Raw genomic sequence first — 16,165 nt, forward strand, 5'->3', positions numbered from 1 at the left:
GTTTGCGATGGAGGATTAATGCATTCTTTTTTATTATTAGCGATGCAAAAAAATGGTGAAAGAACGATTTTTGGCTCAATTAGCTTGAAGCATTGAACCGTACGCCTTTTTAGTATGACTGAAAGGGGAAAAAATGGCCAAAAATCAACACCAACATAACATAGCCTTATTTTTTAGAAAGGAGGGATTCCTTTGCTCAGTTATCTTTTCAAACGAATTTACTCGCTTATCCCAGTGTTATTTGTTGTATCAGTTGCTATCTTTCTAATTGTACATATTACTCCTGGAGATCCAGCTGCGATTATTTTAGGAATGGAAGCTACAGAAGAACAAATAGCAAGCTTGAATGAAGAAATGGGCTTGAATGAACCAATAGTTAAGCAATATTTGCTTTGGGTTGGAGGCGTTCTTCAAGGAGACTTTGGCCAATCATACTTCATGAAAGAACCTGTGCTAGACTCAATTTTGAGTCATCTGGGTCCAACTATTTCTCTAGCCATTCTAGCTGAAATTGTAGCGTTAATTATTGCCATTCCAATTGGCATTTTTGCTGCTTATCGGAGAGGCTCCTTCACCGACCATGCCCTTATGGTGGCAACTTTACTAGGAATGGCTGTCCCTAGCTTTTTACTTGGACTGTTGCTAATGTTATCATTTGGAGTTTATTTGCAATGGTTGCCTATTGCTGGATATAAGCCATTAACTGAAGGTTTATGGACACATTTGCGCTATTTAATTTTACCTGCGCTTTCATTAGGAGCCATACAGGCTGCACTTGTCGCCAGAATGACACGTTCTTCAATGCTGGAGGTTTTAAATAAAAATTATGTGAAAACAGCACGTTCAAAAGGGGTGAAAGAGCATAAAGTCATAACGAAGCATGCATTGAGAAACGCATTCCTCCCTATTTTAACGGTGATCGGCCAGTCCTTTGGTACATTGGTTACAGGAGCTGTTGTTGTTGAAACGATTTTTAACTTACCAGGTTTAGGTCAGTTGATTATTAATTCCATTGAACGTAGAGACTTTTCTGTCATTCAAGGAGTTGTTCTGTTTGTGACTTTAATATATGTATTTATCAATTTGATCGTGGATTTATTATATGGTGTGATCGATCCAAGGGTAAGGCTTGAACGCAAATAGCAAGGAGGTGAGAGAGTGGCCGCTGTAAAAGAAGTAGAGAGGGCTCGCACTATTAAAGCAAGTCTCAAAAAACAAGAACGTCAATTGTTTTTTCGTCGATTTTTTGCCAATAAATTAATGGTGATGGGCTGTTTCATATTCATCGTATTAGGGCTCATTGCTTTAATTGGTCCATTGCTCGTGTCCTATGATCCGTATGAAATGAAGGTTGCGGAAAGGTTGAATGCACCGAGCGGAGAGCACTGGCTTGGAACCGATGAATTCGGCCGGGATTTGCTTACAAGAATTGTTTATGGTGCCCAAGTTTCTATGGGGATAGGTTTAATCGTAACGTTGATTTCCTCCATTTTAGGGCTGATTATCGGTTTATATGCTATTTATTATGCTGCTCTTGATCATATTTTAATGAGAATATGTGATGGTTTAATGGCTATTCCGGGAATTTTATTAGCGATCGCATTAATGGCTGCCTTGGGTCCGTCTCCCCTTAATGTTATCATTGCTTTAAGCATTGTTTTTACTCCAAATATTGCACGGATTGTTCGTTCTTCAGCATTGGTAATTAGAGAACAGACATTTATTGAGGCGATGCATGCACAGGGAGCAAGTGCGACCCGAATTATTTGGCAACATATTGCACCAAATACAATTTCTCCGCTGATCGTACAAGCAACGTTTGTGTTTGCAGAAGCGATCATTTCAGAAGCGGCACTCAGCTTTTTAGGTGCAGGGATAGCGGCACCAGACCCAAGCTGGGGAAATATTTTACAAGCTGGAAAATTAGTTATTTTTAAGGCATGGTGGATGGTTGTATTCCCAGGTTTGGCAATCGTTTTGTCAGTATTAGGACTAAATCTACTAGGTGATGGGCTGAGAGATTTTATTGACCCGCACAGCTCAGGAAAAAAATCTAAATGATTTCTAGAAAGAAGGAGGTAAAGAATGGAGAAGAGGCCTCTTTTAGAAGTAAAGAATTTAAAAACTCATTTTCATACCGAACGTGGCCAAATAACGGCAGTAGATGGAATCACATTCCATCTGAATGAAGGCGAAATTGTAGGTGTAGTCGGAGAATCAGGCTGTGGAAAGAGCGTAATGTCACAGTCGATAATGCGGCTATACGATGAAAAATACACGGCTAAGTATGAGGGTGAAATTCTTTTTCAAGGTGAAAATCTATTAAACTTATCGAAAGCAATGATGCAGAAAATTCGTGGCAATGATCTTTCGATGATCTTTCAAGATCCACTCAGCTCTTTAAACCCTGTGTATACGATTGGTGATCAAATTCGCGAGTCTTTAATGATCCACCAAAATCTCAATAAGAGAGAAGCACAGCAAAAGGCAATTGAAATGCTTAGATTGACAGGGATCCCTGCACCAGAAAAGAGGATAAATGAATATCCGCATCAATTGTCCGGAGGAATGCAGCAACGGGTTATGATCGCGATCGCCCTTTCGTGTCAGCCCAAATTATTAATAGCAGATGAACCAACAACAGCCTTGGATGTTACGATTCAAGCGCAAATATTAGATTTAATCGCTGAGTTAAATGCTCAGCTTGGCATGGGGGTTATTTTCATCACGCATGATTTAGGGGTTGTTGCTGAAATCTGTACTCGGGTGATGGTCATGTACCTTGGTCAGATTGTGGAGGAGACGGATACGGATTGCCTTTTTTCAGAGCCGCTTCATCCATATACAAGGGGCTTGATTAAATCTATTCCACAATTGGAAGGGGAGCGTTTACAAAAGCTTTATACCATTGATGGAACAGTACCTTCTTTGCAAAAAGTTCCGCACGGGTGTCGTTTTGCCTCGCGCTGTCCATATGCAGATGAGCTTTGCAAGGAACAGGCTCCAGAATTGGAGGCCTATAGTCCAACTCAAAAGGTTAGGTGCTGGCATTACAAAGAGATCCTCAAAAAGGAGGCTGTTCATGAATCATCAAACGAATAGAACTCTCGACCCCATTTTAGAAGTTCAAAATTTGAAAAAATACTTTCCTGTTACCGGTCCATTTGGACGTTTAGGGGGAATAAAAGGACAGGTAAAAGCCGTAAATGATGTGACACTTAAGCTGTATGAGGGAGAGACCTATGGTCTTGTTGGAGAATCTGGATCTGGTAAAAGTACAACCGGGCGTACGATTTTGAGATTAACTGAACCAACGAATGGGAAGGTGTTTTTTCAAGATAAAGATATTTTTCAAGCTTCGAAGAAGGAAGTTCGCCTTTTGCGGAAAGATATACAAATGGTGTTTCAGGACCCATACTCATCTTTAAATCCGAGAAAGCGAATTGGAAAAATATTAGAGGAGCCATTAATGATCCATACCAATGTCAATAAAAACGAAAGAAGAGAACGGGTTTTTGATATTTTAGAAAAAGTTGGCTTAGGTATGGAGCATTATTACCGCTTTCCTCATGAATTTTCCGGTGGTCAAAGACAACGAATCGGGTTAGCAAGGGCGCTGGTTGTCAATCCGAAAATTGTTATTTGCGATGAACCGGTATCTGCACTCGATGTATCAATTCAATCTCAAGTAATTAATCTATTGCAGAAATTACAGGATGATTTGCATTTAACTTATCTTTTCATTACCCACGATATAAGTGTTGTCAGGCATATATCAGACCGAATTGGGGTCATGTATCTTGGAAATATCGTTGAAGAGGGTCGAAATGAAGACATTTTTGCAAGGCCTCTTCATCCTTATACACAGGCATTATTTTCCGCTGTACCGCGTACGAATCGCGCTGGAAAAAGGGAGCGAATTGTTTTGAAAGGAGAAATTCCCTCTCCATTAAATCCTCCATCAGGCTGCATGTTTCATACTCGTTGTCCATTTGCACTGGAAAAATGCCGAATCGAAGTGCCACAGCGAAAAGAGATGAAACAAGATCATTATGTTGCATGTCATTTATATGAATAACTTTTAGGACAAGTATTTGAAGGAGTGAGCTGGGTGACTGTTATTAAAAAAGAGCAAGAAAAAGTTGGTATTTATAATAATGTAGGATTTCAAGTAGAAGGAAGTTTTTCAGCGAATCTTGATGGATTAAACCCAAAAGAATTGTTTGAAGCATCATTAGGATTATGTATTACGATAGTTCTTAATCGAATGCTTGAAAGAGATGGGATTGAAGTGCAAGATGATGATATATCAATAGAAGTGAATGCGATTAAGGCGAGTGACAGTCCATCACGTTTTGAACAATGCAATGTGAACATATCATTGCCTAAGCATTTTTCTCCAGAGTATAAAAATAAGCTCGTAGTTTCGGCAGAACGTGCATGTACAATAGGGAATACACTTAGAAGAGGACTGCAAATTCAAACTGAGATAGTTGAGAAATAATGTTAGAGCCTAGAATTCTAGTGATGAATTCTAGGTTGCTTTTTTGTTAAGGATACTAAGTTTTTTCTTGTTTAGACCACTATTAAAATTGGTGTAACTACCATTACCCCCTAAAAACCTTAGTATCTCATCTAGGTTTCTTGGCTCGAAAGAACAGCACTCATAGTTTGCGCTTCCCTAAAACACGGTGAAGGCTTTATTACTTAATCCCTGTAGCAATTCCTTTGTATTGCTACTATTTTTTATGGAACAATGGCTTGGCTGAAAAACATAGCCTTTTTTCGGTACTTATGCTTTATTAGACACTCTTTTTGAGAAAACGAATATTAACTGAGATTGTTGCTTTTAGAGTGAGAAATATGTTCTAATTAATTGATGACAAATGGCCAAAGTTTACATTATTTTTATACTAATTTATATAAAAAGTTTCAAAAATGAATAAGGAGTATTTTTAATGAAGATAATCGAAGTTGAAACGCTGCCTCCAGATGATTCTCAACCGCTTGTATTAATGATTGGAAAATTTGATGGAGTTCATAAAGGTCATCAAAAGGTCCTTGAAACAGCTCAAATATACAAACAAAAAGAGGAAATTCTTGCTGTCATGAGCTTTTCAGAGCATCCACTTTGGATATTGACAGATGATGTTACATATAAGGAAAAGCTCACGCCAGAGCCGGAAAAAATCCGCTTTCTTCAAGAGTTTGGAGTACAGCGATATTATCGTATTTCATTCACAAAGGAAGATGCGAATCTTTCAGCAAAAACATTTATCCTTGAGCAAATTGCAAGCTTAAATGTGAAGCGAATCATCGTTGGAGAAGGATTTGTTTTTGGGAAAGGTAGAGAAGCTGGAATTGAGGAGCTCAGTGCATATTGCAAAATGTTGAACATTCAAGTAATGGTCGTTCCGCTTGAAACAGAAAATGGAGCAGAAGTGAGCAGCAGTTTGATTCGAACTTTTATTAGAAACGGGGAGATAAAGGAAACGAATGCTCTGCTCTATCGACCGTTTACCATTACAGGAACAGTAGTTGGTGGTCAGGCACTCGGAAGAAAACTTGGTTTTCCTACTGCGAATATGGAGTTAACAGAGGCTTATGTGCTTCCTAAACCAGGTATTTATGTCGGCCAAGCGACAGTGGATGCCAATTTAAAAAAATGGGATGTTCTTATAAGTGCTGGCTATCGCCCAACTGTTAATGGGGCTCACTATTTAATTGAAGTTCATTTCTTAAATTTTAATGATGACCTCTATGGACGGAAAATTACTGTTTCCTTTCTTCATTATTTACGGGATGAAATTAAATTCCAGGGATTGGATCCGTTAATTGAACAAATGAAGAAAGATAAATTAGAAGCAGGGAAAATTTTGCAATTAATTAATGGTAATGATGTTCAATGAGGGGGAAACGGTGGTAGGAAATTGAAGCAATTAGATATTTTTAGAGATTGTTTATTGTTGCCAAAAAAAGAAGCAGTAGTACGTTTAAATCGAATCGATCTAAAGGAGGCAGCAGGCTATTTTTTCATATTATTGTTGATTCTAGTTGTACCGCTACAAATAACCTTGTTGCAGGAAAGTTCTAGAGTAATGAATGAGGTGCCAGCGTATGTTTACAAGGCCCAAATCCTTATTTTGTACCCATTTTTTATCGTTTTTTATGCAGTAATTGGAATTTCTCTGTTATCCTTTTTAAGTGTTCTTACAGGAAAATGGTTGAAGAGAAGACTAAAATTTCAATTATTATGGAAAATGATTGCTTTCACGCTAACGAAACCATTACTATTGTATGTTATTGCATACATTTTAGTTGGGGGAAATACACTTGTCAATCTAGCTGTTCTCGTTGGTATTTTTAGCGGTGTTTTCAGACTAATTCTTTCTTACCCAAAAAGAAAGTTATAAAAAATGTGGAGTTATCGTCATTGTAGGACTTAGGCTGCTGGCAAACTCGCTCAAGTCGAGTTTGCCAGCGGTCATTTTTGTTATATGTCGTTGTATATCTTTATCACTAAGTATAATCCTTTATTGGAAAAATGTACTCATAGTGAAAATCAAAATTAATATAGTTCCACTCATTGGGGGAATAAGTAGAAGGGCTGAGCCCTCCGTTGCACAAAAAGAAATAAATGCTCGTCGTTTGACCTAGAAAGAGGAAATCAAGCATTTTTATCGCTGTTTCACTTAAAAAAATGCAATGATAGAAACTAGGACCTACAGATTACACTGTAGGTCTTTATATTCAAATTTTTTAGAAAAATTAGTTATTTTATTTTTATTTCATTGAATAAGATAATTCTTTAATTTATAATAATTAAAAATATTAAAATAATTTTAAAGGGGTTCGTTTATGAAACTATATATGTCTGTTGATATGGAAGGAATAACAGGATTAGTAGATTATACTCATGTTGATTCATCTGCTCATAATTATGAACGTTCGCGCCAAATCATGACAGATGAAGCCAATTATGTAATTAATACAGCTTTTGAGCAAGGTTGTAAAGAAGTAATCGTCAATGATAGCCACTCCAAAATGAACAATTTACTAGTAGAAAAACTTCATCCAGAAACACAGTTAATAAATGGCGGTGTTAAGCCATTTTCAATGGTTGAAGGTTTAGACAACAGTTTTACGGGGGCTATCTTTGTCGGTTATCATGCTAGAGCCTCCATGAAAGGTGTTATGAGTCATTCAATGATTTTTGGCGTTCGGAATTTTTACATAAATGATATTCCTGTTGGTGAACTGGGCTTTAATGCCTATGTTGCCGGTTACTACGGCGTTCCTGTTTTAATGGTCGCAGGCGATGATCAGGCTGCGAAAGAAGCTGAAGAATTAATTCCTAACGTTACGACAGCCGTAGTTAAAAAAACAATTACACGCTCTGCAGTAAAAACTCTTACCCCAACAAAGGCTGGCCAGCTTTTAAAAGAAAAAACAGAAATAGCTTTGAAAAATAGAGCGATTGTTAAACCACTCATCCCTCCAGAAGCTCCTTTATTACGAATTGAATTTGCCAATTATGGTCAAGCTGAATGGGCCCATTTAATGCCAGGAACAGAAATTGAAGCAAATTCAACCATTGTGCGTTACCAAGCAAAAAATATATTAGAAGCCTACCAAGCAATGCTTGTCATGACTGAGTTAGCGATGCAAACCGATTTCTGTTAGGGAGTGAGACAATGACGAAATATTTAGTAAAACGTTTCATCGCTATGCTGATCACATTGTGGCTTATTATTACATTAACCTTTTTTCTGATGCATGCTCTTCCTGGTTCTCCTTTTAATGAAGAAAGAAGCACGAGCGAGGCAGTTCAGAGGAATTTGGAGGCCCATTTTAATTTAGACAAGCCTGTTCCAGTCCAATACATAGAGTATTTAAAATCTGTTATTCAGTTTGATTTTGGCCCGTCAATAAAAAAATCCTCGCAAACAGTTAATGAATTGTTGGGCAGAGGTTTTCCCGTCTCATTTGAGCTTGGACTTGTAACATTAACGGTAGCGATTCTTTCAGGAATTACATTAGGAGTCCTTGCTGCCCTTCGCCATAATGGGATTATTGATTATATGGCGATGACGATTGCTGTTTTAGGGATTTCAATTCCAAACTTTGTTTTTGCAACCTTACTAATTCAACAAGTTGCTGTTAATTGGGAATTATTGCCTGTTGCGACGTGGAAAAGTTGGAGGCATATGGTGCTGCCGACTTTAGCACTCGCCACTGGTCCAATGGCGATTATTGCCCGCTTAACCCGCTCAAGTATGTTGGAAGTATTGACTCAGGATTATATTTTAACGGCAAAAGCGAAAGGGTTAACTCCTGCAAAAATTGTCTTAAAGCATGCTTTGAAAAACGCTTTGCTTCCAGTTGTGACTGTGCTCGGCTCACTAGCTGCAGGAATATTAACAGGGACCTTTGTGATTGAAAAGATTTTTGCGATTCCAGGAATGGGCAAGTATTTTGTTGATAGTATTAATAATCGCGATTATCCGGTTATTATGGGAACAACAATCTTTTACAGCACATTATTAATTTTTCTCTTATTTTTAGTGGATGTTGCCTACGGTCTTCTCGACCCTAGAATTAAGCTGCATAGAAAGGAGGCGAAATGATGGAAGCACCGAAGCAGCAAGAGAGTAAACGAGCCAGCGTTATGGATGAGTGGTTCGTACCTAAAAAAAGAATATTAGGAGAAGCGGAGACTGTCATTCGGCCAAGTGTGTCATATTGGAAGGATGCGTGGCGTCGTTTGCTCAAAAACAAACTGGCGATGGTTGGTTTGGTTTGTTTAATTTTACTAATATTTATGGCTATTTTTGGACCAATTATCTCGCCTCATTCCGCTACCCATCAAGTGCTTCAACAACAAAATTTACCTCCTTCATCTGAGCATTGGTTTGGTACGGATGAGTTAGGGCGTGACGTGTTTGCAAGAACATGGGAAGGAGCGCGAATTTCACTCTTTGTTGGTGTTGTTGCAGCACTTATCGACTTTATCATTGGCGTTACGTATGGAGGAATCGCAGGCTATAAAGGCGGAAAGCTCGACCATTATATGATGCGTTTTGTTGAAATTCTTTACGGTCTTCCTTATTTATTAGTGGTTATATTAGTAAGTGTTGTCCTGGAACCGGGATTGTTTTCGATCATTTTTGCCCTTTCTATTACAGGCTGGGTAGGGATGGCCAGGATGGTAAGAGGACAAGTTCTGCAAATCAAAAACTACGAATTTGTCCTTGCATCGCAAACCTTTGGTACGAAAACGTCAAGAATTATTCGCAGGAATCTTCTCCCTAATACGATGGGGCCGATTATCGTTCAAATGACATTGACCGTGCCTTCAGCTATTTTTGCTGAGGCTTTCCTTAGCTTCCTTGGAATTGGCATCCAGCCTCCGTTAGCGAGCTGGGGCTCGATGGCAAGTGATGCATTGCCTGTCATTCTTTCAGGAGATTGGTGGCGTCTGTTTTTTCCTGCTTTTTTCATCTCGTTAACAATGTTTTCTTTTAATGTTTTAGGAGATGGACTACAAGACGCATTAGATCCGAAGTTAAGGAGGTAAACATCATGGTGAAAATTCTTGAAGTAAAGGAATTGCATGTTTCCTTCACGACATTTGGTGGAGAGGTTCATGCGGTTCGCGGTGTTAGCTTTGATTTGTATAAAGGGGAGACACTTGCGATTGTTGGCGAATCAGGTTGTGGAAAAAGTGTGACTGCCAAAAGTATTATGGGCTTAATTCCAAACCCACCAGGGAAAATAACAGATGGAAAGATTCTTTTTAAAGGAAGTAATTTAGCGGCATTGAAGGATAAAGATTTGCGTAAAATTCGCGGGGCTGATATTTCGATGATCTTTCAAGATCCAATGACTGCTTTGAATCCAACTTTGACGATCGGAACTCAACTGATGGAGGGAATCATTCAGCATCAGAAAATTTCACGGAGCGAAGCGCAGAAAAAAGCGTTGGAAATGATGCGTTTAGTTGGCATACCGAGTCCGGAAAGTCGTCTAAAACAGTATCCTCACCAGTTTAGCGGGGGAATGAGACAAAGGATTGTCATCGCGTTGGCATTAGTTTGTGAACCTGAAGTGATGATTGCAGATGAACCGACAACAGCGCTCGATGTAACTATTCAAGCTCAAATTCTTGATTTGTTTAGAGATATTCAAAAGAAAACAGGAGTGTCGATTATTCTCATTACTCATGATTTAGGTGTAGTTGCTCAAGTTGCAGATCGAATAGCAGTTATGTATGCCGGAAAAGTGGTAGAGACGGGAACAAGAAGGGATATTTTTTATAAGCCGCAACATCCCTATACGAAAGGGTTGTTAAATTCTGTTCCTCGCTTGGATTTAGAAAATGCAGAGCTGATTCCAATTGCTGGTTCACCGCCTGATTTATTTGCTCCACCGCCTGGCTGTCCATTTGTAGCCAGATGTCAATATGCAATGGAAGTGTGTGATAAAGTTTATCCGCAAAAAACGAAATATGGGAAAGAACACCACGTAAACTGCTGGCTTCAGGACGAACGGGCAAAACAGATGCTTGCTTTACAACGGTAGCTTCTTTTGGAGAATTAGTTTTTCTCCAGAAGTTATATATTCTGATAAAAAATAAGGGGGAAAACAAATGAAAAAACGCTCGTCACAATTTTTAATGGCTATTCTTTTCATTTTCATCCTTGCGGCTTGTACAGCACGAGAAGATGCTGGGACTGAGACTGATGGTGATGCTGATGAAAACAGGCAGGAAGAAACAAGTGAAAAAGTGATTTATTGGAATAATGGAGAGGAACCTACGACATTTGATCCACCAGTGGGCTTTAATGCTGTGTCATGGAGTCCATTGAATAACATTATGGAGGGACTTACCCGCTTAAATGAAGAACATCTTCCACAGCCTGCCATTGCGGAGGATTGGGATGTTTCGGAAGATGGGAAAACCTATACATTTCATATTCGTGCTGATGCAAAATGGTCGAATGGGGATGATGTTACGGCAGGTGATTTTGAATTTGCTTGGAAGCGGGCATTAGATCCGGAGCTTGCAGCTTCATCGGCTTTTTTGGCTTATTTAATCGAGGGGGCAGAAAGCTATAATAGCGGAGAAGGATCCGCGGATGACGTTGCTGTTAAAGCAATAGACGAAAAAACTTTAGAGGTAAGGTTAACAAGTCCGCAAGCATATTTCTTAAACATTATTTCACTCCCAACGTTTTTTCCGATTAACGAAAAGGTTGCAGCAGATAATCCTCAATGGTTTGCTGAGGCGGCAACATTTGTTGGGAACGGGCCATTTAAACTAACTGAATGGCAGCATGACAGCCATCTTGTCATGGAAAAGAATGAACAATATTGGGATGCAGAAACGGTCAAAGTTGATAAAATTCATTGGGCGATGGTTGATGATTCGAATACTGAATATCAAATGTATCAATCAGGAGAGTTAGATTCATCTGATGTACCTGCAGAACTGAGTGAAAAGCTTTTTGAAGAAGGTGCAGTGGACATTGTTGAGCAAGCAGGACTGTATTTTTTTAGATTCAATGTTTCTCAGGAGCCTTTCCAAAATAAAAATATTCGTAAAGCCTTTGCACTGGCAGTCGATCAACAGCAGATTGTTGATTTTGTAACGAAAAATCGAGAAGAGCCAGCATATGGCTTTGTATCGCCAGGATTCACAGATGCAAAGGGTCAAGATTTTCGCGAAACAAACGGGGATCTTCTTAAAACAAATATTGAAGAAGCAAAGGTATTGCTTGAAAAAGGGATGGAAGAAGAGGGCTATGATACCCTTCCTGAAGTGGTTTTAACATATAGTTCAAGTGAACAGCACAAGAAGATTGCCGAAGCGCTTCAACCGATGTTTAAAGAGGCATTGGGTGTCGATGTGAAGCTTGAAAGTGTAGAGTCAAGCGTATTTTTAGATGAGCAAAAACAATTAAAGTACCAACTTTCAAGAAGCTCATTCTTAAACGATTTTGCCGATCCAATTAATTCTCTGGAAAGTTTTCAAACAGGTCATTCTATGAATCGTACTGGTTGGAGCAATGCTGAATACGATCAATTAATCAAGGATGCGAAAAATGAGGCAAATGAAGAAAAGCGTTTTGAGCTCCTATATAAAGCAGAACAAATTTTAATGGAAGAAGCTCCTATCTTTCCACTTTATTTTTATAATCAGCCATATTTACAGAATGATGCGGTAACAGGTGTTATTCGTCATCCTGTTGGGTATATTGAATTCAAATGGGCAGATAAGCAATAAATATGAAAAGAAGGGATGTTCTTTCTGGGCATCTCTTTTCTATCACGTCCGTGGAAAAAGGATGGTATTGATGAAAATTGTTGAGATAAAAACGTTTAAAGTAGCCGTCCCCCTCTACAAACCTTTTAAAACAGCACTAAGAACGGTTACTGTGGCTGAGTCAATCATTGTTGAAATGATTTGCGACAATGGGATCAGTGGATGGGGAGGAGCACCTCCGACTCATGTCATTACAGGTGATAGCCTTGCGAGTATTGAAGCAGCCATTGAATATATCATAAAGCCGTTTTTACAAAATAAAAATCTCCTTAACTATGAAGCTCTCTTTCAAGGATTACAGGAAATTCTCGTTGGGAATTCAAGTGCAAAAGCGGCGGTTGATATGGCGATGTATGATTGCTTGGCACAATATTGTAAAATGCCCCTTTATCAATTTCTCGGCGGGTATAGGGATGAAGTTGAAACGGATTTCACGGTAAGCGTGAACGGACCGGAAGAAATGGGAGAAGATGCCGTTCATTACATTCAGCAAGGTTTTAATGTTTTAAAGGTCAAAGTTGGCAAGGATGATGCTGCAACTGATCTCGGGAGAATTATTGAAATAAGAAAACGTGTCGGAAAAGAAATTAAAATTCGACTCGATGCCAATCAAGGCTGGAATGCAAAGGATGCAATTAGAACGATTCGCAAAATGGAAGATTTGGATTTAAATATTGAACTGGTAGAGCAGCCAGTAAAGGCCTATGATTTAAAAGGGTTAAAAAAGGTTACAGATTCGGTTGATACACTAATTATGGCGGATGAAAGTGTTTTTACGGCTAAACAGGCGTTGGAAGTAGTGAAAACAAGAAGTGCTGATTTAATTAATATTAAGCTAATGAAAGCGGGAGGAATCTATCAAGCTACTATTATTAACCAGTTGGCAGAAGTCAGTGGTGTAGAATGCATGGTTGGAAGTATGATTGAAACCCGTCTCGGTATTACAGCAGCTGCACATTTTGCAGCGAGTAAAAAGAATATTACACGCTACGATTTTGATGCTCCGCTTATGCTTGCCAAAGAAATTGTAGAAGGAGGTCTAATTTACAATGGAAGGAGAATTACTTTTCCAAAAGAAGTTGGATTAGGCATTTCACAAATAATGGTGAAAGGTGATGGTGCAGATGAATAATGAGTGGGTAGTCAATGTGCCAGTTGCGACAATATGGACATTGCCTAGTTCCCCGCGTCCCCTAGATAAAAAGGCGATTACGAACCCAGTGGATATCCAAGGCTGGATTGAAGGGCAATCCCATGGGGACTTATTGGAACTTCACCAAGCAAATCTAGTGCAAACGCAGGTTTTATTAGGGGAAAAAGTACAAGTGCTTGAGGAGAATGCTGAGTGGCTAAAGGTATTGGTGCCGAGTCAGCCATCATCGAAAGATAAGCGAGGTTATCCAGGCTGGATACCAAAAGGACAATTAGTTCAGACTGCGGATTGGGAAGTGGAAAACAGCGCAATCGCTGTAGTAAGAAGCAATAAAGCAGAGCTTTACGATGTGGAGCAGAGAGGTGTTGCCCGATTAAGCTTCCAAACTAGATTACCATTACTTCGTCATGAAGGGGAGTGGGTGGAGGTACGAACACCTATAGGATTAGGCATGTTAAAGAAAATCGATGTAACGCTTGTTAATTCCCAATCTGAACAAACAAAACGCACAGGAAGAGACATCGTTATGGAAGGGAAAAAGTTTTTACATTTACCATATCTTTGGGGCGGAATGAGCAGCTTTGGATATGATTGCTCTGGCTTCACCTACAATATGTGTAAAGCAAATGGATACATCATTCCTCGTGATGCAATCGATCAAGCTCAGGCTGGAGTCCCGGTGAAATTAACTGAGCTTGAGCCAGGGGATCTCCTTTTCTTTGCTTATGAAGAGGGAAAAGGAAAAATTCATCATGTCGGGATCTATTATGGTGATGGGAAAATGCTTCATTCGCCAAAGACTGGAAAAGCAATTGAAATCATTGAGCTAAAGGATACTTTTTACGAAAAAGAACTATGTGCAGCAAGGCGCTATTGGTGATGCGGAGGAATGAAAAATGACAAAAGAGATTCTGCTTGAGGTGAAAAACCTGAAAAAGTATTTTTCCCTTTCAAAAAGAACAGTTTTAAAAGCGGTTGACGGAGTCTCTTTTCATATTCATAAGGGAGAGACCTTTGGGGTCGTTGGTGAATCAGGCTGCGGGAAATCAACTGCAGGACGGACAATTATTGGGTTATACGAGCAAACAGATGGAGAGGTTAAGTTTAGCGGACAAAACGTTCATACGCTCACTAAAATGGAAAAGTTTAAATTGCATCAAAAAATGCAGATGATTTTTCAAGATCCATATGCTTCGTTAAATCCGAGGTCGACTGTACAGGAAATCATTTCAGAGCCGATGGAAGTTCATGGGCTATATGGAAATAAGCTGGAACGACTAGAACGAGTTTATCAATTGCTGGAGGATGTGGGCTTAAATCGCGAACATGCCAATCGTTATCCACATGAGTTTAGTGGTGGTCAGAGGCAAAGAATAGGGATTGCTCGCGCTTTGGCTTTGGATCCAGATTTTATCATCGCAGACGAACCAATTTCTGCTTTAGATGTCTCCGTTCAAGCACAAGTTGTCAATCTGTTAAAAAGACTGCAAAAGGAAAAAGGATTAACATATTTATTTATTGCTCACGACCTGTCAATGGTTAAACAAATTAGCGATCGCATTGGAGTTATGTATTTAGGCCATCTTGTTGAGCAGACAACGAGTAAACAACTGTACAGAAAGCCGCTTCACCCGTATACAAAAGCATTATTATCAGCTATTCCAATTCCTGATCCAGATATAGAGGATAAACGAGAGCGCATAATTTTAGAAGGGGATATCCCAAGTCCAATTGATCCGCCAAGCGGTTGTGTCTTTAGGACCCGTTGTCCTGAAGCTATGGATCTTTGTTCTCAAATAAAGCCTGATTGGCAGGAAATAGAGCAGGAGCATTATGTAGCTTGCCATCTTTATAGCAAAGCAGGAACAGGAAGGAATCATCCGAAAGTTAATTTTTGGGCAAAGTCTTGAGATAGAACAAAAGAGGCTTTTGGATATTTGTTATTTTTGGAGAAGTTTTCTTGTACGCTTAATCCGAATAGGGGCGATTATTTGGCACTTTGTCGGCTTATCTGGCATGATGAGTCCGAATAGAGCAATGATTCGAACAGAAGATGGGTTTTTTCATTAAGCTGAGTCCGAATAGGTCAATGATTCGGACAGAAGATGGGTTTTTTCATTAAGCTAAGTCCGAATAGAGCAATGATTCGGACAGAAGATGGGCATTTTCAATAAGTTGAGTCCGAATAGGTCAATGATTCGGACAGAAGATGGGCATTTCCAACAAGCTGAGTCCGAATAGGTCAATGATTCGGACAGAAGATGGGCTTTTCCATTAAGTTGAGTCCGAATAGACGAATGATTCGGACAGAAGATGGGTTTTTTCATTAAGCTGAGTCCGAATAGACGAATGATTCGGACAGAAGATGGGCATTTCCATTAAGTTGAGTCCGAATAGACAAATGATTCGGACAGAAGATGGGTTTTTTCATTAAGCTAAGTCCGAATAGACGAATGATTCGGACAGAAGATGGGCATTTCCATTAAGTTGAGTCCGAATAGACAAATGATTCGGACAGAAGATGGGTTTTTTCATTAAGTTGAGTCCGAATAGAGCAATCATTCGGACAGAAGATGGGTTTTTTCATTAAGCTGAGTCCGAATAGACGAATGATTCGGACAGAAGATGGGCATTTCCATTAAGTTGAGTCCGAATAGACAAATGATTCGGACAGAAGATGGGTTTTT

Annotated in this window: 15 protein-coding genes; all 15 read left to right on the top strand. The window is 39.3% G+C overall.

Features of this window, described 5'->3' with window-relative positions; genetic code table 11:
* Positions 1–192 precede the first annotated feature (192 nt).
* The 15 genes from PZE06_RS15175 (at position 193) to PZE06_RS15245 (ending at position 15,388) form a co-directional block, all read left to right on the top strand.
* Positions 193–1,143, top strand: coding sequence for an ABC transporter permease (locus tag PZE06_RS15175; RefSeq protein WP_150916696.1), 951 nt, complete (start codon positions 193–195; stop codon positions 1,141–1,143).
* 15 nt (positions 1,144–1,158) lie between these two features.
* The gene (locus PZE06_RS15180) at positions 1,159–2,061 is read left to right on the top strand and encodes an ABC transporter permease (RefSeq protein WP_150916698.1); all 903 of its coding nucleotides are present in this window, start codon (positions 1,159–1,161) and stop codon (positions 2,059–2,061) included.
* Positions 2,062–2,085: 24 nt separating this feature from the next.
* The gene (locus tag PZE06_RS15185) at positions 2,086–3,102 is read left to right on the top strand and encodes an ABC transporter ATP-binding protein (protein WP_150916700.1); all 1,017 of its coding nucleotides are present in this window, start codon (positions 2,086–2,088) and stop codon (positions 3,100–3,102) included.
* Positions 3,083–4,078, top strand: a complete 996-nt coding sequence (locus PZE06_RS15190; protein WP_150916702.1) for an ABC transporter ATP-binding protein — start codon at positions 3,083–3,085, stop codon at positions 4,076–4,078. The genes PZE06_RS15185 and PZE06_RS15190 overlap by 20 nt, the downstream gene beginning before the upstream one ends.
* A gap of 33 nt (positions 4,079–4,111) precedes the next feature.
* Positions 4,112–4,504 (top strand): OsmC family protein, encoded by a 393-nt coding sequence (locus PZE06_RS15195; protein ID WP_150916704.1) that lies wholly within the window; start codon positions 4,112–4,114, stop codon positions 4,502–4,504.
* Positions 4,505–4,958: 454 nt separating this feature from the next.
* The gene (ribF, locus tag PZE06_RS15200) at positions 4,959–5,909 is read left to right on the top strand and encodes a riboflavin biosynthesis protein RibF (protein ID WP_150916706.1); all 951 of its coding nucleotides are present in this window, start codon (positions 4,959–4,961) and stop codon (positions 5,907–5,909) included.
* 21 nt (positions 5,910–5,930) lie between these two features.
* On the top strand, positions 5,931–6,413 hold the full coding sequence (locus PZE06_RS15205; RefSeq protein WP_150916708.1) for a hypothetical protein: 483 nt from the start codon (positions 5,931–5,933) through the stop codon (positions 6,411–6,413).
* A gap of 445 nt (positions 6,414–6,858) precedes the next feature.
* Complete coding sequence (locus PZE06_RS15210) at positions 6,859–7,683, top strand: M55 family metallopeptidase (protein WP_150916710.1); 825 nt, start codon at positions 6,859–6,861, stop codon at positions 7,681–7,683.
* 11 nt (positions 7,684–7,694) lie between these two features.
* Entirely contained in the window at positions 7,695–8,627 is a 933-nt protein-coding gene (locus tag PZE06_RS15215; protein WP_150916712.1) for an ABC transporter permease, read from the top strand.
* Entirely contained in the window at positions 8,627–9,577 is a 951-nt protein-coding gene (locus PZE06_RS15220) for an ABC transporter permease (protein WP_150916714.1), read from the top strand. Before PZE06_RS15215 ends, PZE06_RS15220 begins: the two co-directional genes overlap by 1 nt.
* 5 nt (positions 9,578–9,582) lie before the next feature.
* Positions 9,583–10,581 (top strand): ABC transporter ATP-binding protein, encoded by a 999-nt coding sequence (locus PZE06_RS15225; protein ID WP_150916716.1) that lies wholly within the window; start codon positions 9,583–9,585, stop codon positions 10,579–10,581.
* A gap of 67 nt (positions 10,582–10,648) precedes the next feature.
* Positions 10,649–12,286, top strand: a complete 1,638-nt coding sequence (locus tag PZE06_RS15230; RefSeq protein ID WP_150916718.1) for a peptide ABC transporter substrate-binding protein — start codon at positions 10,649–10,651, stop codon at positions 12,284–12,286.
* 70 nt (positions 12,287–12,356) lie between these two features.
* Entirely contained in the window at positions 12,357–13,457 is a 1,101-nt protein-coding gene (locus PZE06_RS15235; RefSeq protein ID WP_150916720.1) for a dipeptide epimerase, read from the top strand.
* The gene (locus PZE06_RS15240) at positions 13,450–14,358 is read left to right on the top strand and encodes a C40 family peptidase (protein ID WP_191963235.1); all 909 of its coding nucleotides are present in this window, start codon (positions 13,450–13,452) and stop codon (positions 14,356–14,358) included. Before PZE06_RS15235 ends, PZE06_RS15240 begins: the two co-directional genes overlap by 8 nt.
* A 16-nt stretch (positions 14,359–14,374) precedes the next feature.
* The gene (locus PZE06_RS15245) at positions 14,375–15,388 is read left to right on the top strand and encodes an ABC transporter ATP-binding protein (RefSeq protein ID WP_150916722.1); all 1,014 of its coding nucleotides are present in this window, start codon (positions 14,375–14,377) and stop codon (positions 15,386–15,388) included.
* The last annotated feature ends 777 nt before the right edge of the window (positions 15,389–16,165 follow it).

The sequence above is a fragment of the Robertmurraya sp. DFI.2.37 genome (assembly GCF_029211245.1).
Taxonomy (GTDB): Bacteria; Bacillota; Bacilli; order Bacillales; family Cytobacillaceae; genus Robertmurraya; species Robertmurraya methanolica_A.

Coding starts and splice junctions, on each gene's coding strand:
- PZE06_RS15240 (WP_191963235.1), top strand. CDS start 13,450: ATGAATAATGAGTGGGTAGTCAATGTGCCAGTTGCGACAATATGGACA.
- PZE06_RS15215 (WP_150916712.1), top strand. CDS start 7,695: ATGACGAAATATTTAGTAAAACGTTTCATCGCTATGCTGATCACATTG.
- PZE06_RS15210 (WP_150916710.1), top strand. CDS start 6,859: ATGAAACTATATATGTCTGTTGATATGGAAGGAATAACAGGATTAGTA.
- PZE06_RS15245 (WP_150916722.1), top strand. CDS start 14,375: ATGACAAAAGAGATTCTGCTTGAGGTGAAAAACCTGAAAAAGTATTTT.
- PZE06_RS15190 (WP_150916702.1), top strand. CDS start 3,083: ATGAATCATCAAACGAATAGAACTCTCGACCCCATTTTAGAAGTTCAA.
- PZE06_RS15230 (WP_150916718.1), top strand. CDS start 10,649: ATGAAAAAACGCTCGTCACAATTTTTAATGGCTATTCTTTTCATTTTC.
- PZE06_RS15185 (WP_150916700.1), top strand. CDS start 2,086: ATGGAGAAGAGGCCTCTTTTAGAAGTAAAGAATTTAAAAACTCATTTT.
- PZE06_RS15225 (WP_150916716.1), top strand. CDS start 9,583: ATGGTGAAAATTCTTGAAGTAAAGGAATTGCATGTTTCCTTCACGACA.
- ribF (WP_150916706.1), top strand. CDS start 4,959: ATGAAGATAATCGAAGTTGAAACGCTGCCTCCAGATGATTCTCAACCG.
- PZE06_RS15220 (WP_150916714.1), top strand. CDS start 8,627: ATGGAAGCACCGAAGCAGCAAGAGAGTAAACGAGCCAGCGTTATGGAT.
- PZE06_RS15235 (WP_150916720.1), top strand. CDS start 12,357: ATGAAAATTGTTGAGATAAAAACGTTTAAAGTAGCCGTCCCCCTCTAC.